Source organism: Alcaligenes sp. (assembly GCF_050255915.1).
GTDB classification, from domain to species: domain Bacteria; phylum Pseudomonadota; class Gammaproteobacteria; order Burkholderiales; family Burkholderiaceae_B; genus Alcaligenes; species Alcaligenes aquatilis.
Window position 1 is genome coordinate 422,232 of sequence record NZ_JBFWIQ010000001.1, and the last position, 17,905, is coordinate 440,136.

A 17,905-nucleotide genomic window follows, 5' to 3' on the forward strand; every position below is an offset into this window, starting at 1 on the left:
TCATGCAAAGGGAAGGCTTGTTTGGCAGGGTTGCCGGCGCTTGCCCACTACGAGGGGTTCATGAAGAAAAAGATTGCCTTGATGTTGGGCAGCGCGATGGTGCTGGCCAGTTCGGTTCAAGCGGGGCCGGCTTGTGAGTATTTGCGTAATTATGTCGCTTTGCAGCCGCAATCTGGTGATGAGTTGCAGATGCAGGATGAGGATGGAGCTTGTCGAGTTCAGAATGGGCAGTGGTCGGCTGGTTTTTCGTCCATGCTGTTGGCTTTTGACGAGCTGGTGTTGCGCGATGAGGGATTAGCCTCCTATTCTGAGCAGCAAGAGATTCCTGATTCCATGGATTTAAGAATAAGCGGGATCTATGTTCTGACCGGGCTGCTGCCAGGGCAAGATTACATTATGCGTCTACAGGCAAAGCCGATGGATTTCTCCCTTGCCTACAAGTGGGACTCAGCGTCAGCGCAATTGTCTCTGGAGCAAGCGCGATTGCGTAGCCAGCACCTGAGGGAGGTTCGTGTTCAGGCTCAGTTTGGTGTTGAGTCTGCAGTAGGGCGCGCCTTGGGGGCAGACGATCTTGAACAGGCGGAGCTTAAAAGCCTGAATCTGTATCTGGATAATCAAAATCTGATCCAGTTCATGGTCATGCCCGCAGTGGTCTTGAGCATGAGTATGCACGAGGACCCGCGCCCCGCTATTGAAAAGGCCTTGTTGGCAGCACGCAGTGCGGTGCAACTGATGCCCGATTCGGTGGCGGATCGAGACAGTCGTGATGCTTTGCTGGCATTCATCGCCCAACTGCCCGCACCCCATGGGCGCTTGTCGTTGGAGATGAACATGGATCCCTCCTGGCCAGTGGTACGCCTGGAGCCTGGCGTGTCTGTTGATCAAGCGCGTAAATTATTAGCTGGCCTGAGCTTACAAGCCAGATTTGATACAGGACAGGTTCCTGCAGCCTATGTCTGGTTGCGTGATCATTTGCGCTATGGTTTGCATTTGTTCCGCCTTGGCCGAGCAGAGGCATCGAATTAGTTGACGTCAAGCACGGGGTTTTTAGGGGCCGGAGGTTCTCTTCCGGCTTTTGTGATTAGCCGTGTGAGCGCTGTTCAAGCTATAGGTATGGCTTGGGAGGACTGAACGTATCCAGGCCATGTCGCTTAACGTGTCGCAAGCAGCAACGCCTGATCAGGCGAGCACCTTGGAGCAGGACGAAAAAAAACCGCCGCATAAGCGACGGTTTTTTAAATTTGGTTGCGGGGGCAGGATTTGAACCTACGACCTTCGGGTTATGAGCCCGACGAGCTACCATGCTGCTCCACCCCGCGTCAGAAAAGTAACTATAACATAGTTTTTGATTATGTACATAGTGTGGCTTGTTTATTTCATTAATATTTGCCGATGGCTACTGGGAAGGGCATGAGGGCAGGATAAAACGGCCCTCAATTTTCTTGCGTCTTGCCGGTCGCAATGGTGTAATACAGACTGTGCTTACAGGTTCAGCCGGACTGGCATTTCTAAAAGCTCAAACGCGCAAGCGGCTCCCTGTATAGCGACCAGCTCGTATTGGCTGGCATCTAGCTGTGATAGCAGTCGGCTCCCCTACTAGGCGGGATGTCCCGGCAAAACGAATTTCTCTGTTTCTGGCTTTGCTTCAGGTTTAGGCAATCGATAACCCCTGCGGTGGTCTGTTGGTGCCTTGATGTTGGCATTTGACACTATAGACCTGCATTGCCCCGATCAGTTATTGCCCCAAATGTTGTTGTGCTGTTTTCGCGCCCTGTAAATCTCAGAAGCGCCAATTCAAATCCAGTCCGATAGGGCTTGCGGACATACTCATCATCAGCATGTGTGCTTACACAAAATTTTTAATTGCGTTTAATGCTGCTGTTTCTGGCGTTGGCCAGGGCGGTGTGTTTGCGTGCGCGTCCGCTCCGGTACAAAGCTCGGTGGCGATTCGGATGCATGCAGTGCTTGTGATTTTTGCTACGGTGTTGAAGGCTGGTCTGCGTGTTCTGGCGCTGGACTGCGCCGAGCGCAAGATTGAAGACCAAAACGGCGGGCAACAAAAAAGCCAGCGCGAATTGGCTGGCTTGTTTGATTCTGCTAAGCAGTTCCGGATGATGGTTGCGGGGGCAGGATTTGAACCTACGACCTTCGGGTTATGAGCCCGACGAGCTACCATGCTGCTCCACCCCGCGCCGGAAAAGATAAATACTAACATGGAATTTTTGTTTTATGCAAGTATCGCCAGAAAGTGAGGCTTCCCAGTAGTGACTGAAAGTGAAATAATCCGAGTCCTGGAGACGGCTTTGCTGTGTGCGCAGCAGCCCATGAACAGCGCCGAGTTGCGCAAAATGTTTGTCTCCCCGCCGCTGAGCGCGGATGATCTGCGCCGTTATCTGGCTATCTTGCAACTGGATTGGAAAGAGCGTGGCCTGGAATTGGTTCAGGTTGCCTCGGGTTGGCGCTTTCAAAGTCGCCCGGCCATGCAAGTATTTTTGTCCCGTCTTAGTCTGGAGCGCGCGCCCAAGTATTCGCGGGCCGTGCTGGAAACCTTGGCGATTATTGCTTGGCGGCAACCTGTTACCCGTGGGGACATTGAGGACATACGTGGTGTTAGTGTGTCGACTCAAATTGTGCGTACCCTGGAAGATCGGGGCTGGATTGAAGTTCTGGGCTATCGTGACGCACCCGGACGCCCGGCATTGCTGGGAACGACCCGTCAGTTTTTGAATGATCTGGGGCTGCGTTCTTTGGATGAGTTGCCCGCAGTTGAAGCTCTGGATTCCCTGGATGTGCTGTCGTCCTTGCCCAGCGAGCAAGCGGCTGCGACGGCAGAGCAGGGCAATGCATCGGATCAAGGGCTGGATCATCAGCAGGGTGAAGATCATCAGGATCAGAGCCGGGAGCAGGCGGCACAGCAGGCTGCAGAGCAAGCGTTTGCATCTGTGGCAACGCAGCAGGCTGGTTCTGAGGCAGGGCAAGAAATAGAACAAGAAGCAGAACAGGACGCTGCTTTGGAAGTGAGTATGGAGCCGCTGCAGGCTTCTGTTGCTCAGCTTGAGCTGGGGTCCGAAGCGGATTCCAAGTCAGGCAGTCAGGACAATTTGCTTGGGGCAGTTTCAGATGCGGAGCTGCCACAAACTGAACAAGCTGAAGTGAATACGACACCGGACCCCGTGGATGAGGCCCAGGCTGCGGCTGGCCTATCGGATGTACAGGTACCGGATGAAATAAAAAACTCTGGAGTAAATGATTAAAAATGACTGATTCGCACGAGACGAACACAGCCTCTACGTCGGACGCCTCAGGCGCGGCCGACCCCAAGAATCCCCGCGCGAAAGGCCAAGGGCGTAAGTTGCGCACCCCGTTTCGCCGCCGTCGTGGCGATGCAGCACAAGAGTCTGCTCCTCGCCAGAATGAACAGGCTTTGGCGACCGCTCCAGACGAGGCCAAAGCCCGTCCGGCCCGCTCACAGAATAATCGACGCAAACCTGCGCCGGCGGGTCGTCGCCAAGATGCACGCGGTGGCGCCGGCAAGCGCCCTGGCAGCGCTCAGGATGCTCGCTATTCAAACGCGGCTGACGAGGCACCAGTTGTGATTCTGGATGGTGATGATGACATCGCATTCAGCCACCTGGACAAGCAAAATCGTCTGTCGCAGCGTCTGGGTAAATACATGGGTAGCGATTTGGTGCAGCCCAAATTGCACAAAGTGCTGGCTGAGGCTGGTATTGGTTCGCGCCGCGATATGGAAGAGCTGATTGTTGCGGGCCGTGTCTCTGTCAATGGCGAGCCTGCTCATATCGGGCAACGTGTCAGCGCAGACGACAAAGTGCGTATTAATGGTCAGTTGATCAATCGTGCCAACACCAAGCGCCCCCCACGCGTGATTCTGTATCACAAGCCTGCTGGGGAAATCGTGACGCACGATGATCCCGAAGGTCGCGCCACGGTGTTCGGTCGCCTGCCGTCTCTGAAAGTGGGCAAGTGGTTGTCCGTCGGTCGTCTGGATCTGAATACTGAGGGTTTGTTGATTTTTACTACCTCGGGCGATATTGCTAATCGCATGATGCATCCACGCTACGGCGCCGAACGTGAATACGCAGTACGTGTTCTGGGCGAACTCAGCGAAGAGCAAATGCAGTCCATGCGTGATGGCGTGCAGTTGGAAGACGGCGTGGCCAAGTTCGGCCTGATCGAGTTCCTGGGAGGCGAGGGCAGCAATCGTTGGTATCGCGTCACGATCCACGAAGGTCGTAACCGCGAAGTGCGTCGTATGTTTGAGGCGATGGGTGTGACGGTTAGCCGTTTGATCCGGACACGTTTTGGTGATGTGGGCCTGCCTAAGAACTTGCGCCGTGGTCGTTGGGAGGAGTTGGACGCTGATGTGGTGATGGCATTTATGCTGCGTCTGGGTTTGGTGAAAGAATCGGATGACGAGGGTGGTCACCAGCGTCGCGAACGCCAGCCTCTGTCTCATGACAGTGCCTTGCCCCCCGGCTTCGGTACGCTGGAGCATAACGGCCTGAGCGGTGCTCGCATGGGCCGTGGTGGTCGTGTGGCAGGTCGCGGTCGCTCCTCGAACAATGTACGTGTGAATGAGTCCGTCAGCGGCGCCTTGTTCATCAGCGGTGGTTTGGCCAATGGTCATCCCGATGGTGGTCGTCGTGAGCACGGTGGTCAAGGGCGTGGTACTGCGCGCAGCGGGCAGGGTGTTCGTGGTCAGCAGCGCGGTCGTTCGGCAGAAGGGCGCTCTTCAGAGGGGCGTGCACACGAAGGCCGCGGTCGCGAGGGGCGTTCGCAGGAAGGTGCGCGCGTACACAATGGCCGCCGCCCAGCGCGTGGCGATCAGGCGCGCGGTGAACCGGGGCGTAATGAGCAAGCCCGTGGCCAGGCTCGCGGAGGCCAGGAGGGGCGTGCGCCTTCGGCCCGTCGCAGTACTTCCGATCGCGCCGGTGCCGGGCAAGCGCCTAAGGCACATGTGAAGAAAACAACAGTGGTGCGCCGTGTCAGCCGTCGTGATGATGACTGGCAGCCAGCCGGCTCGGCCGCTCATGAGTCCCACCTGGGACGCGGGCGTCGGTAAAGCCAAGTCGCGCGGACTTTGAGTTTGTGGCCCAAACCCTGCGGTTTGGGCCTGTAAGGCCGTGTGAATGCACGTATTTTCCGGTTTTCTGGTAGAATATAGAACTTGGCTCAGAGACGTTTGTGTCGGCTGGGTCTTTTTTGATGCTGCGCGCCAGCGAATAGGGCGGTCTTTCAAAGAAAAGACCGCGTGGATCATCCGGTTCGGTTGCGCCTGCAACTATCCCGAGTTTGACGTTGGCAATGCGCAAGACCAGGGCCCGCTTGACCCTCAAGTGAGCATGGTGACCATGGGCTGGCGTACAGCCCATTTTTTTTGGATTTTATGGCAGACATTCTGGCTTTGGCACAAGAGACCCTGGCGGGTACCGAGTACGAACTGGTGGACGTGGAGCGTGCGCCGCTAGGCTTGTTACGCATCGTCATTGATCACCCGGAAGGGGTGCGTATCGAACACTGTGAATGGGTGTCTAAACAATTATCGCGCGTTTTCGAAGTGGAAAACGTGGACTATAACCGCATGGAAGTGACTTCGCCGGGGATAGATCGCCCCTTGCTGCGCATTGGTGATTACGTGCGTTTTGCGGGCAGTCGGGTGCAGGTGCGCCTGCACGAAGCACTCGATAATCGGAAAGTGTTTGTGGGTACGCTCCACGCTCCTGAAGGGGCGCTACCGACTAGTGTTCCGCTGGATACCGTTTTTAGGCTGGAACTGGACGAAGCATCGGGCAAGCTGACGCAGGTCGAATTCACCTATGACCAGGTGGATCGTGCCAAATTGGATCCCGTTCTTGATTTCAAGGGTAAGAAGCGATGAGTCGCGAAATTCTATTGCTGGTCGATGCGCTGGCGCGTGAAAAATCCGTAGCGCGTGATGTCGTGTTCACCGCGCTCGAAAGCGCCCTGGCCTCGGCCATGAAAAAGCGCTTCAAAGAGGATGTCGATATCCGTGTGGAAATCGACAGGGAGACCGGCGCCCACGAAGGGTTCCGGCGTTGGTTGGTCGTGCCCGACGAGGCCGGCCTGCAAGAGCCCGATAAACAGGAAATGTTGTCGGACGCCCAGGAAATCGATCCCGAGCTGCAAGTGGACGATTACATCGAAGAGCCGCTCGAACCTATCGAGTTCGGTCGTATCGGTGCCCAGGCGGCCAAACAGGCCATTTTGCAAAAAATCCGCGACGCCGAGCGCGAGCAGGTTCTGAACGACTTCCTGGAGCGCGGTGAAACGATTGTTTCCGGTACGGTCAAGCGCATGGATAAGGGCGATGCCATTATCGAAATGGGCAAGATCGAGGCGCGTTTGCCTCGTTCGGAAATGATCCCCAAGGAAAATATCCGTGTGGGCGATCGCGTTCGTGCCTGGGTACAGAAAGTGGATTACGCCGCTCGTGGCCAACAGGTCATCTTGTCGCGTACCGCTCCTGACTTTATTAAAGAACTGTTCGAGAACGAAGTACCCGAGATCGAACAGGGTCTGCTGGAAATCAAGGCCGCTGCCCGTGATGCGGGTGTGCGTGCCAAGATCGCCGTTATTGCTTACGACAAGCGTATCGATCCTATCGGTACTTGCGTGGGCATGCGAGGTTCGCGCGTTACTGCCGTGCGTAACGAGCTGGGCGGCGAACAGGTCGATATCGTGTTGTGGGCCGATGATCCGGCCGAGTTTGTGATCGGTGCCTTGGCTCCGGCACATGTCGAATCCATTTTGGTGGACGAAGACAAACACGCCATGGACGTGGTGGTAGACGAAGAAAATCTGCCCAAGGCGATTGGTTCGCGTGGTCAGAACGTGCGTCTGGCATCGGAGTTGACCGGCTGGCAGATCAACATCATGACACCGGAAGAAAGCCGCAACCGACAGGATGAAGAGCGCGAAGAATTGCGCGCCATGTTCATGTCCCGTCTGGATGTGGACGAAGCCGTGGCCGATATTCTGATCGACGAAGGGTTTACCGGTTTGGAGGAAATCGCTTACGTGCCTATGCAGGAATTGCAGGATATCGAGGCCTTTGACGAGGAAACCGTCAACGAGCTGCGTGCCCGCGCCCGCAATGCACTGCTGAGCGAGGCCATTGCCAAGGAAGAATTGGTACAGACCGCGGTCAAGGAACTGGCAGGAATCGAGGGCATGACGCCCGAGCTGATCGCCGTACTGGCTGAAAACGAGATTACAACGCTGGATGAACTGGCGGAACTGGCAACGGACGAACTGTCCGAGATGACCGGCCTGGCGCAAGATGCAGCCAGCGACCTGATCATGCGTGCCCGTGCCCACTGGTTTGACGACGAGGCCTGATATGTCTAGCTAGGTCCCGCGCGTTGTATTCATTAAGAATAGTTGTAGTAAAGCAAGAGAGAGTCGAATGTCGAGTAACACTGTCGCCCAGTTCGCTCAAGAACTGAAAATGCCTGCGAATGTTCTGCTGGAGCAGTTGCGTAGCGCAGGTATTGAGCTCAAATCAGTTGATGACGCCATCACTGATTCGGATAAGGCGAAGCTGCTTGAATCGTTGCGCCGCTCGCACGGCAGTCAGGAAGGTCAGAAGATCACCCTGACTCGTCGTCAAACATCGGAGATCCGTCAGGATGACGGGTCGGGTCGTTCCCGCACGATTCAGGTGGAAACACGCAAAAAACGTGTGTTTGTAAAGCGTGATCCCTCCGAGCTGGTGGCAGAAGCCAATGCGGCATTGGCACAGGAAAATGCAAAGGAGCAAGCTGCTCAGGCCCAAGCGGCCAGTCAGGAAAAGCCGGCTGTTGAACAGGCGCCCGCCGCGCCTGTCAGCGAGCCCGTGGCTCCTGTGGTCGCCGCTCCCGAGACCCCTGTGCAAGAGCAAGCCCCTGTCGAGTCCAAGCCTGAGCCCAAGCCAGAGCCTGAGCCAGAGCCTGAGCCCGAGGTGGTCGCCGCTCCTGAGCCGACTCCTGTTGTTGAGCCCGCGCCCGAACCTGCTGCTCCTGCAGAGCCCGTTGTGGCTGCGCAGGAAAACCCAAGCCAACCCGAGCCCCAGCCTCAGGAACAAGCCCCTGCGGCATCGGAACCCTCCGAAGCCGCTGCAGAGCCTGTTCAGGAAAGGGTCGAATCGGCTCCCTCTCCTACGGCCCAAGAAAAGCCTGTGGAACCTACTAAATCTGTGAACGACGCCCGTCAAGCTAACTCTGTGAATAAAAATCAGCACCCTCAAGGGACAAAAACGCCCACTTCGACTGGAAAACCTCGGGATATGGCCACCAATAGCCAGCGCCGTGCCGTGCGTGGCCCGGTGATTCCTCCTGTTGCCGCCGATGTGGAGCAAGACCAGGATCGTGATCGCGCCCGTAAGGCAGCAGAGGCAGAAGCCGCTGCGTTGCGCGATATGTTGAACCGTCCTCGTAAAGTCTTGCGTGCTCCCGAGCCAGAGGCTGATAGCAAGGCAGGTGCCAAGGGCGCTCAGAAAAAAGAGGTCAAAGGCGCCAAGGCTGAGAAGGTTCCAGGCAAACCCGTCAAGACTGACAGTACGCCTGGCTGGACCAGCGATGCCAGCCGCAAGAAGCAGCCTTCCAAGGCTGATGTGGCCTCCGCCGGTGCCGGTGGTGGTCGTGAAGGCTGGAAAGCCAACGCCAAGGCAGGCCGTGGCAAGGGTGGCCGTGGTGGCCGCAATGCTCAGGCCGAGCGTCGCGAACCACAAGTGGCAGAATTCATTGCCCGTGAAGTACACGTGCCTGAAACCATTTCGGTCAGCGACCTGGCTCACCGTATGGCCGTCAAGGCAGCCGAGGTGATCAAGCACCTGATGAAACTGGGTCAGATGGTCACCATCAACCAGGTGCTGGATCAGGAAACGGCCATGATTTTGGTCGAAGAGCTGGGTCACAAGGCCATTGCCGCCAAGCTGGACGATCCTGAAGCCTTCCTGGTGGATACGGATGCCCAAAACGATGCTGAACTGAAGCCTCGTGCTCCAGTGGTAACCGTGATGGGTCACGTTGACCACGGTAAAACGTCGCTGCTGGACTACATCCGTCGCGCCAAGATCGCGTCGGGCGAAGCCGGTGGTATTACGCAGCACATCGGTGCTTACAACGTGAAAACGGATCGCGGCACCGCCACTTTCCTGGATACCCCCGGTCACGAAGCCTTTACGGCCATGCGTGCTCGCGGTACCAAGGCTACGGACATCGTGATTTTGGTGGTGGCTGCAGATGACGGCGTGATGCCTCAGACTCGTGAAGCCATTCACCACGCTCGCGCCGCTGGCGTGCCACTGGTGGTGGCGATCAACAAGATCGACAAGCCCGAAGCTAACCCAGAGCGCGTCAAGCAAGAGCTGGTAGCCGAGGAAGTGGTGCCCGAAGAATACGGTGGCGATGTGCCCTTTATTCCTGTGTCGGCCAAGAGCGGCCAGGGCATCGACGAGTTGCTGGAAAACGTCCTGTTGCAAGCGGAAATGCTGGAGTTGAAGGCTCCGATTGATGCGCCTGCCAAGGGTACAGTGATCGAGGCCCGTCTGGACAAGGGTCGCGGTCCAGTGGCCACCATTCTGGTGCAAAGCGGTACCTTGAACCGCGGTGACAGCGTACTGGTTGGCGCTTCCTTTGGTCGCGTTCGCGCCATGTTGAACGAAACCGGCAAGTCGCTGAACTCGGCTGGCCCATCGATTCCAGTGGAAATCCAGGGTCTGACCGAAGTGCCAGCAGCGGGTGACGAACTGGTTGTGATGGCTGACGAGCGTAAGGCCCGTGAGATCGCCCTGTTCCGTCAAGGCAAGTTCCGTGATGTGAAACTGTCGCGTCAACAGGCCGCCAAGCTGGAGTCCATGTTCGACAACCTGGGTGAAGGTACGCAAACCCTGTCGCTGATCATCAAAACCGACGTGCAAGGTTCGCAAGAAGCTCTGGTGCAGTCGCTGGTCAAGTTGTCTACCGACGAAGTGCGCGTGGTGGTGGTACACGCGGCTGTGGGTGGCATCTCCGAGAGCGACGTCAACCTGGCTATTGCATCGAACGCGGTGGTAATCGGCTTTAACGTCCGTGCCGAGCAAAGCGCCAAGAAACTGGCCGAAGCCAACGGCATTGATCTGCGTTACTACAACATCATTTACGATGCGGTGGACGAGGTCAAAGCGGCTCTGTCCGGCATGCTGGCTCCCGAGCAGCGCGAAGAAGTCATCGGCATGGTTGAAATTCGCGAAGTCTACAACGTGTCACGTATTGGTAACATCGCCGGGTGTATGGTTACCGAAGGCGTGGTCCGTCGCGACTCGCAAGTTCGCTTGCTGCGCAACAACGTGGTGCATTGGAGTGGCTACCTGGATTCCCTGCGCCGCTTCAAGGACGATGTCAAGGAAGTGCGTTCCGGCTTCGATTGCGGTATCACACTGCGTGGCAACAACGACATCCAAGTGGGCGACCAGCTTGAGATCTTCGAGATCAAAGAGATCGCCCGGACACTGTAATTTATGGCACGACACAAGTCCAAACCAAACCCAGGGCGCAACCTGCGCCTGGCCGACCAGATCCAGAAGGATCTGGCGGTCCTGATCCAGCGCGAGATCGACATGACCCGCGCTGGTTTGATTACCTTGACCGGCGTGGAGCTGTCTCCTGACTACGCACACGCCAAAGTGTATTACTCGGTGCTGGGCGCCGAGCCCGAAGTCGCTCAGGCGGCTTTGACCGAGAAGGCCGGTTGGTTGCACTCGCTGCTGTTCAAGCTGCTGCACATCCATACCGTTCCAACTTTGCATTTTCATCACGACCGACAGTTGGAACGCGGCATGGAGCTCTCCAAGCTCATCGACAGCGCCAACCAGGCCGATAGCCAATTGACTGGCTCCGCGTCCAAGTCGGACGAACCAGACGAACAGCCCTGACGCGGCTGTTGTTTCTTCACGGATTGACACACAATGGCTACGCGAAAACGCGGGCAGTTGATTGATGGTGTGCTGCTACTGGACAAGTCCGACGGAATGTCCAGCAACCACGCTTTGCAGCGTGCCCGCCGCACTCTGGATGCCCGCAAAGCTGGCCATACCGGAACCTTGGACCCGTTTGCGACGGGTTTGCTGGTTTGCTGTTTTGGCCGGGCTACCAAAATTTCTGCCACGATGCTGGAAGCAGACAAAGCCTATGAAGCTACCTTGCAGTTTGGACAAGAAACCGATTCAGGCGACTTGACCGGCAATGTGGTGTCTCAGGCTCCGGCAGATTTTGCCGGCGTCACCCTCGAGGCGCTGGAAGCAGTATTGCCTGCTTTCCGAGGACCCATTACGCAGGTGCCGCCCATGTATTCCGCGCTCAAGCGCGATGGCAAGCCCCTGTATGAATATGCCCGTCAGGGTATAGAGCTGGAACGTGAGGCACGACATCTCGTGATTCACGATTTGCAGGTGCAAGACTTTACGCCGCAATCGGCGCGTTTGTTTGTACGTTGCAGCAAGGGAACCTATATCCGGACCCTGGCGCAAGACATTGGACGTGCTCTGGGGTGTTTTGCCCATCTGACGGCCTTGCGCCGGACAGAATTAGGACCTTTTCATATCGACGACGCCTACACCCTGGATGGGTTGCAGGCGATGGAAGACCCGATGTCGGCCTTGCTGGCCATCGAGAGCTTGCCTACCGAGATTTTGCCCAAAAAACTTCAATCAGAAGGATGAGTTATGAGACGCGCATTGCGCAATGTGGCCATTATTGCCCACGTTGACCACGGGAAGACCACCCTGGTCGATCAATTGTTGAGACAGGCAGGTACGTTCCGTGACAACGAACATATCTCCGAACGTGTCATGGACTCGGGCGATATCGAGAAAGAACGCGGTATTACCATTCTGGCGAAGAACTGTGCCGTCGAATACGAAGGCACCCACATCAACATTATCGACACCCCCGGTCACGCTGACTTCGGTGGTGAGGTCGAGCGCGTGCTGTCCATGGTTGATGGCGTGCTGTTGCTGGTGGACGCGGTGGAAGGCCCTATGCCTCAAACCCGTTTCGTGACTCGTAAAGCGCTGGAACTGGGTTTGCGTCCGATTGTGGTGGTCAACAAAGTTGACCGCCCTGGCGCCCGTCCTGACTTCGCGATCAACGCCACCTTTGATCTGTTCGACAAATTGGGCGCTACCGACGAACAGCTGGATTTCCCCATCATTTACGCATCGGGTCTGTCGGGCTACGCCGGTTTGACCGAAAACGTGCGCGAAGGCGATATGCGTCCTTTGTTCGACGCTATTTTGGAACACGTGCCCCAACGTGAAGACGACGTCAACGCACCCCTGCAACTGCAGATCTGTTCCCTGGATTACAGCTCCTACGTGGGCAAGATCGGTGTAGGCCGTGTGAACCGTGGCCGCGTGCGCGCTGCTCAGGATGTAGTCGTGAAATTTGGTCCTGATGGCGAAGTCATCAAGGGCCGCATCAACCAGGTTCTGAAGTTCAAGGGTCTGGAGCGTGTGTCGGTAGATGAAGCCGAAGCCGGTGACATCGTGCTGATCAACGGTATTGAAGAGTTGGGCATTGGTTGCACGGTAACCGATCCTGCTCACCAGGACGCCTTGCCTTTGCTGCGCATTGACGAGCCTACCCTGACCATGAATTTCATGGTGAACACCTCGCCATTGGCTGGCCGTGAAGGCAAGTTCGTGACCAGCCGTCAGCTGCGCGACCGTCTGGATCGCGAGCTGAAATCCAACGTGGCGCTGCGCGTTAACGAAACCGACGACGATACCGTGTTTGAAGTGTGCGGTCGTGGTGAGTTGCACCTGACCATTCTGATCGAAAACATGCGTCGTGAAGGCTACGAAATGGCCGTATCGCGTCCACGCGTGCTGATTCGTGAAGAAAACGGCGTCAAGATGGAGCCCTACGAGCAACTGACCGTGGACGTCGAAGACGGCCACCAAGGTGGCGTGATGGAAGAGCTGGGTCGCCGTCGTGGTGACTTGCAGGATATGGTTGCCGATGGCCGTGGTCGTACCCGTTTGGAGTACCGTATTCCCGCTCGTGGCCTGATTGGCTTTCAGGGCGAGTTCATGACGCTGACACGTGGTACTGGCCTGATGAGCCACACCTTTGACGAGTTCCGCCCCATGCGTGAAGGCGCGGTTGGCGAGCGTCGTAACGGCGTGCTGATCAGCCAGGACGACGGTGATGCCGTGGCCTACGCCTTGTGGAAACTGCAGGATCGCGGTCGCATGTTTGTGTCTCCCGGTGATGCCCTGTACGAAGGCATGATCATTGGTATTCACAGCCGCGACAACGACCTGGTGGTTAACCCCATCAAGGAAAAGAAACTGACCAACGTGCGTGCTTCCGGCAAGGACGAGCACATTGATCTGGTTCCACCTATCCGCTTGAGCCTGGAATACGCCGTGGACTTCCTGGATGACGATGAGCTGGTTGAAGTGACTCCCAAGTCCATTCGCCTGCGCAAGCGTTACCTGAAAGAACACGAGCGCCGTCGCAGTCAACGCGAAAGTTAATTCTTCGGGTTTTGCGATAGGAGAAAACGCCTGCTTGATGCAGGCGTTTTTTTTATTCTATATTGGCAGGGTTGGGCCATATGTGAGAAAGTTATTAAGAGGCTGGGGTGTATGCATAATCGCCCCAGCTTGTTTTTTAAATCGGCAAAGGGTGTGAGATAAATAAATTTGATTGGATAACTCATCAAAAAAGAAACGGCCGTTTTAATTTTTGCTTAATACCTATTTGATAAAAATTGGCTGGACACATTACCAAGCTCGCTTTGCATAGTCTCAGTGATTGCTGTGTATCATCCTGTTTTTGCTTGATTTTTTTGTGAATCAGGGTGCGCTTCACAGTTTCCCCCATTAAGGAGAATACTGATGGTGCAGCATATTGTGATTGTAGGTGGTGGTATTGGCGGTACGATGACCGCCAATCATCTGGTGACCAAGCTATACCCGGAAATTCGTTCGGGCAAAGTCCGCGTTACCCTGTTGTCCAATTCCCCCTGGCATTATTACAAGCCCGCTTTTATGTATGTGGCTTTTGATGCCTTTTTCCGGGACGAGCTGCGGCGACCGCAAATTTCCCTTTTACGCCCTGAAATTGATTTCCAGCTGGAGGAGGTCAGTGGCTTTGATTTCTCAGCCAGCCGTTTGCACTGCGCCAGCGGTAAGAAGATCGATTACGACTATCTGGTGCTGTCTACGGGTTGTGTGCCATCACCGGAAAAAATCGAGGGCCTGAAAGAGGGCGGTGATCATTTCTATCAGCACGCCCCTGCCCGTCAGTTGGCTGACCGCCTGAGCAGGCTGGAGAAAGGCCGCGTGCTGGTTACCGTCACCTTCCCCAAAACCCATAATGTTCCGCATCAGTGCGGCATCGCGCCGGTAGAAACTACCTTGATGCTGGATGAATACCTGCGTCGTCGTGGCGTACGGGACAAGGTGGAGATTGCCTATACCTATCCCACCACCTCCCAGCTCCTGCGTAATTGCCTGTTCATGCAGAACGAGGTTTGCCAGGTCTTGCCGCCAATTTTTGAGGATAGGGATATCAAGCATCAACGTGGTTTTACCTTGAGCCGAGTGGACCCTGAACGCAAGATTGCGTATTCCGAGGAAGGGGCAGAAGAGCCATTTGACCTTTTGATGGCAACACCGCCAATTACGGCAGTTGCAGCGGTTCGTGATTCGGGGATCTCTCAAGCCGCCGACAACGAGGGCTGGGTCCCCACCGATCACCAAACCATGAAGGTGCTGGGCCTGGACAATGTGTACGTGCTGGGTGACACGGTGGACCTGCCCATCAGTAAAGCAGGTGGCTCATGTCACAACCAGTCGCCTGTGGTGGTCAATAATCTGGCCTCCGAGCTACGATTCGGGCGTACTTGTGACGAATACGACGGCCGTGTGGTGGCGGTAGCCCAAATGGGTCTGGAGGGGGGGATGCCGCTCTGGTATGACTACAAGGAGGATGTGCATCCTACGCCGCCCACCAAGCTGGGTGGCCTGCTGCGCAAGGGCTTTAATCGGGGTATTTACTGGGCCGTGGCCCGTGGCTTGGTCTAAGTCAGGAGAGACAGATGAATTCGGTATCGGATAAATCCTTGAACCCCGGCGATGCGGGTGCGGCTCAGAAGTCCCCCTCTGCCCTGGAAAGCCTGCTTGGAGAGGATCCGGGCATCAAGGGCCTGGATGAGTTGATCGGCAAGATAGAACCCTTATTGGCTGGTGGTCGTTTGAATCGGGTGGTGGATGCCGTGTCCCTGCTGGCCGATCTGGTGGACATGACGGACGACTATATGCTTGAGAAGCTCATGAAGGGCTTTGAGGAGGGCGTAGGAGCCGCCTGGTCAGTTGGAAACGCGGCCCGTATGGCTGCGGATCAAGTGCGAGCGACGGAGACGACCCCGACTCTGATGGGCCTGATACGCCTGGCCAAGGAGCCAGAAGTGCGTCGCGGTCTGACTTTCTTTTTGATGATGGCCGGTGTGATGGGACGTCAGATGCGCTATCAGAACCTGGATCATACGGGCGATTGACAGGGCGCTTGTGTCACTAAAGAAAAATGGGCCGCTTTTGCAAGCGGCCCATTTTTTTGCTCAGCACCTCAGCACCTCAGCACCTCAGCACCTCAGCGTTTAGTGATTCAAGAACGCCATTTGGCGCTTTTCCACAATCCGGAAGGCACCCACCAAAATGAAAGACACGCACAGGTAAATCAATGCGGCAATCCCGTAGGAGGTGAAGGTCTGATAGGTGGCTGCATTGGCATCACGCGCGATCTTGAGCAGGTCGGGAACCGTGGCGGTAAAGGCCAGTGAGGTGGCATGCAGCATCAGGACCACTTCATTGCTGTAAGCCGGCAGGACACGACGCAGGGCTTGCGGCAAGATCACGCGGCGGTACAAGGTCCAGCCGGACATGCCATAGGCACGGGCCGACTCGACTTCACCAGAAGGCATGGAGCGGATGGCACCGGCAAAAATTTCGGTGGTGTAGCCGACTGTATTCAAGGTCAGCGCCAGAATCATGCAGTTAAAGCCGCTCATGAAGAAAGCTTCCAGTGCAGGCACCGATTTGACAATGGCCAGCTTGTACATGGCGGTGTAGATCAGCAGGATCTGCACGTACAAGGGCGTACCACGGAAAAAATAAGTGAAGGCACCGATAGGGCGCGACAGCCAGGCTTTGCCGGAAACGCGGCCAATGGCCATGAAAATCGACAGGAAAAAGCCGATCACAACCGAAATCACCAGCAGCCACAGGGTCATGGCCAGGCCCGAGAGCTGACCATTGCTTTGGTACAGATAGGCGCGCCAGAATTCGTTCAGAACATCCATTAGAACTGCGCTCCTTTCACGCCAATGTTGTAGCGTCGTTCCAGGTAGCCCAGCCCGATATTGCTCACAGCGGTCAGGCCCAGATAGATCAGGGCGGTGATACCCACAAACAAGAAGGAATTGAAGGTCGCGTTCCCCGCGTTTTGGGCAATCTTGACCACATCGCTCAAGCCGATCAAAGACACCAGTGCGGTGGATTTGAGCAGGATTTGCCAGTTATTGCCCAGTCCGGGCAGCGCGTAGCGCATCATTTGCGGGATCTGGATGCGGTGCAGAACTTGCCAGGCGCTCCAGCCACAGGCCTTGCCCGCCTCCATCTGGCCTTTGGGGATGGCCATCAGGGCACCGCGAAAGGTCTCGGCAAAGTAGGCACCATAAATAAAGCCCAGGGTGACCACACCGGCACCGAAGGGATCGATCTCGATCATGTCCCATTCCAGCCAGTCTGTCAGTTCGTTCAACCAGATTTGCAGGCTGAAAAAGAACAACATCAAGAGCACCAGGTCCGGGACGCCCCGAATCAAGGTGGTATACAAACCGCCCACCCAACGCAGCAGCGAAGCGCGAGACAGTTTCATCAGGGCAGCGACCAGACCGAGTACCAGGGAAACCAGCAGCGAGAGCACAGCCAGTTTGATGGTTTCCCAGGTGCCGACCAGCAACTGTGGCCCATAACCGTAAAGCAACATGGTTCAGGTATCCAGGTCAGGGCGCAATGCGAATGTTTTCTTTTTGGAAGTATTTGTCGGCAAAGGTCTGCATGGTGCCATCGGCCTTCATTTCGCGCAGAACTTCATCAATGGTTTTTTTGAGTTTTTTGTTGCCTTTACGAATGCCCATGGCAATGGGTTCGTTCAAAATGGGGCTGTCGTCCACGGTACTGCCGGTCAGCTCAAAATCGGCGCCGGCCGGTTTGCTCAAAAAGCCTTCGATGGCGTTCTGGGCTTCCTGGAAAGTGGCGTCAACCCGGCCGCCGGCCAGGTCATTGAAGGCATCGGTATAGCTGGGGTAAGCCACAATGGTGACACCGTTATTGGCCCAGTTCTGGCGCGCATAGGTTTCCATGGTGGTGCCTTGCTGCACGCCCACACGCTTGCCTTTCAGGGATTCGGCGGTGGGCTCCAGGCCGCTGCCTTTGCGTGCGGCCAGGCGCACCGGCACGATGTACATGGGCTCGCTAAAGTCGATGACCCTGGCGCGCGCCTCTGTAGCTGTCATGGTGGAGTTGGCCAGATCGAACTTGCGGGCTTGCAGGCCGGGGATCAAGCTGTCAAAAGACTGGTCGATCCACACGCACTTGGCCTGCAGGCGTTTACAGATTTCGTTGCCGATATCGATATCAAAGCCTTGCAGCTCGCCACTGGGGTCCAGAAACTCGAAAGGGGGATAGCCCGCTTCCGTGGCAAAACGGATTTCGGATGGTTCGTCTGCGTGAGCGGCAGCGGGTACTAAAGCACTGCAAAAAGCCACCATCAGGAGGCGGGCAATCATTTTGTTCATGTGAAGGACTCCGGCAAATATCGACTAGCTTGTGGCA

The 17,905-nt window shown here is 56.2% G+C and carries 14 protein-coding genes and 2 tRNA genes; 11 read left to right on the forward strand and 5 right to left on the reverse strand.

What is annotated here, in order from left to right; translation table 11 throughout:
• Positions 1 to 60 precede the first annotated feature (60 nt).
• Positions 61 to 1,026: a hypothetical protein gene (locus AB7E06_RS01880; RefSeq protein WP_427954873.1), complete on the forward strand. Its 966-nt coding sequence runs from the start codon at positions 61 to 63 to the stop codon at positions 1,024 to 1,026.
• A 216-nt stretch (positions 1,027 to 1,242) separates the two neighbouring features.
• Here AB7E06_RS01880 and AB7E06_RS01885 read toward each other — a convergent pair.
• Positions 1,243 to 1,319, reverse strand: a tRNA-Met gene (locus AB7E06_RS01885).
• Between the two features lie 796 nt (positions 1,320 to 2,115).
• Positions 2,116 to 2,192 (reverse strand) — tRNA-Met (locus AB7E06_RS01890).
• 132 nt (positions 2,193 to 2,324) lie between these two features.
• Here AB7E06_RS01890 and scpB point away from each other — a divergent pair.
• The 10 genes from scpB to AB7E06_RS01940 all read left to right on the forward strand — a co-directional run bounded on the left by scpB (position 2,325) and on the right by AB7E06_RS01940 (position 15,567).
• Positions 2,325 to 3,254, forward strand: a complete 930-nt coding sequence (scpB, locus tag AB7E06_RS01895) for an SMC-Scp complex subunit ScpB (RefSeq protein WP_427954875.1) — start codon at positions 2,325 to 2,327, stop codon at positions 3,252 to 3,254.
• Between the two features lie 2 nt (positions 3,255 to 3,256).
• On the forward strand, positions 3,257 to 5,083 hold the full coding sequence (rluB, locus tag AB7E06_RS01900; RefSeq protein WP_427954877.1) for a 23S rRNA pseudouridine(2605) synthase RluB: 1,827 nt from the start codon (positions 3,257 to 3,259) through the stop codon (positions 5,081 to 5,083).
• Between the two features lie 324 nt (positions 5,084 to 5,407).
• A complete protein-coding gene (gene rimP / locus AB7E06_RS01905) occupies positions 5,408 to 5,899 on the forward strand; it encodes a ribosome maturation factor RimP (protein WP_094195988.1) in 492 nt (163 codons plus the stop codon).
• Positions 5,896 to 7,380: a transcription termination factor NusA gene (nusA, locus tag AB7E06_RS01910; RefSeq protein ID WP_108727906.1), complete on the forward strand. Its 1,485-nt coding sequence runs from the start codon at positions 5,896 to 5,898 to the stop codon at positions 7,378 to 7,380. The genes rimP and nusA overlap by 4 nt, the downstream gene beginning before the upstream one ends.
• A 67-nt stretch (positions 7,381 to 7,447) precedes the next feature.
• A complete protein-coding gene (infB, locus tag AB7E06_RS01915; protein ID WP_427954880.1) occupies positions 7,448 to 10,516 on the forward strand; it encodes a translation initiation factor IF-2 in 3,069 nt (1,022 codons plus the stop codon).
• A gap of 3 nt (positions 10,517 to 10,519) precedes the next feature.
• A complete protein-coding gene (gene rbfA / locus AB7E06_RS01920; protein WP_094195991.1) occupies positions 10,520 to 10,933 on the forward strand; it encodes a 30S ribosome-binding factor RbfA in 414 nt (137 codons plus the stop codon).
• Positions 10,934 to 10,966: 33 nt separating this feature from the next.
• Entirely contained in the window at positions 10,967 to 11,719 is a 753-nt protein-coding gene (truB, locus tag AB7E06_RS01925) for a tRNA pseudouridine(55) synthase TruB (protein ID WP_022983561.1), read from the forward strand.
• 3 nt (positions 11,720 to 11,722) lie between these two features.
• A complete protein-coding gene (gene typA, locus AB7E06_RS01930) occupies positions 11,723 to 13,540 on the forward strand; it encodes a translational GTPase TypA (protein WP_427954883.1) in 1,818 nt (605 codons plus the stop codon).
• 363 nt (positions 13,541 to 13,903) lie between these two features.
• Complete coding sequence (locus AB7E06_RS01935; RefSeq protein ID WP_094195993.1) at positions 13,904 to 15,094, forward strand: NAD(P)/FAD-dependent oxidoreductase; 1,191 nt, start codon at positions 13,904 to 13,906, stop codon at positions 15,092 to 15,094.
• 14 nt (positions 15,095 to 15,108) lie between these two features.
• On the forward strand, positions 15,109 to 15,567 hold the full coding sequence (locus AB7E06_RS01940; RefSeq protein WP_203226718.1) for a DUF1641 domain-containing protein: 459 nt from the start codon (positions 15,109 to 15,111) through the stop codon (positions 15,565 to 15,567).
• 99 nt (positions 15,568 to 15,666) lie between these two features.
• On the opposite strand, the gene hisM is transcribed toward AB7E06_RS01940, so the two are convergent.
• Genes hisM through AB7E06_RS01955 form a run of 3 tightly spaced genes read right to left on the reverse strand, consistent with a single transcriptional unit; the run spans position 15,667 to position 17,868 of the window.
• Positions 15,667 to 16,368 carry a histidine ABC transporter permease HisM gene (hisM, locus tag AB7E06_RS01945; protein ID WP_094195994.1) on the reverse strand — a complete coding sequence of 234 codons (702 nt, stop codon included), beginning with the start codon at positions 16,366 to 16,368 and terminating at the stop codon, positions 15,667 to 15,669.
• Positions 16,368 to 17,057, reverse strand: a complete 690-nt coding sequence (locus AB7E06_RS01950) for an ABC transporter permease (RefSeq protein ID WP_042484236.1) — start codon at positions 17,055 to 17,057, stop codon at positions 16,368 to 16,370. Before AB7E06_RS01950 ends, hisM begins: the two co-directional genes overlap by 1 nt.
• A gap of 16 nt (positions 17,058 to 17,073) precedes the next feature.
• A complete protein-coding gene (locus AB7E06_RS01955; RefSeq protein ID WP_121738456.1) occupies positions 17,074 to 17,868 on the reverse strand; it encodes an ABC transporter substrate-binding protein in 795 nt (264 codons plus the stop codon).
• Between the last annotated feature and the right edge of the window lie 37 nt (positions 17,869 to 17,905).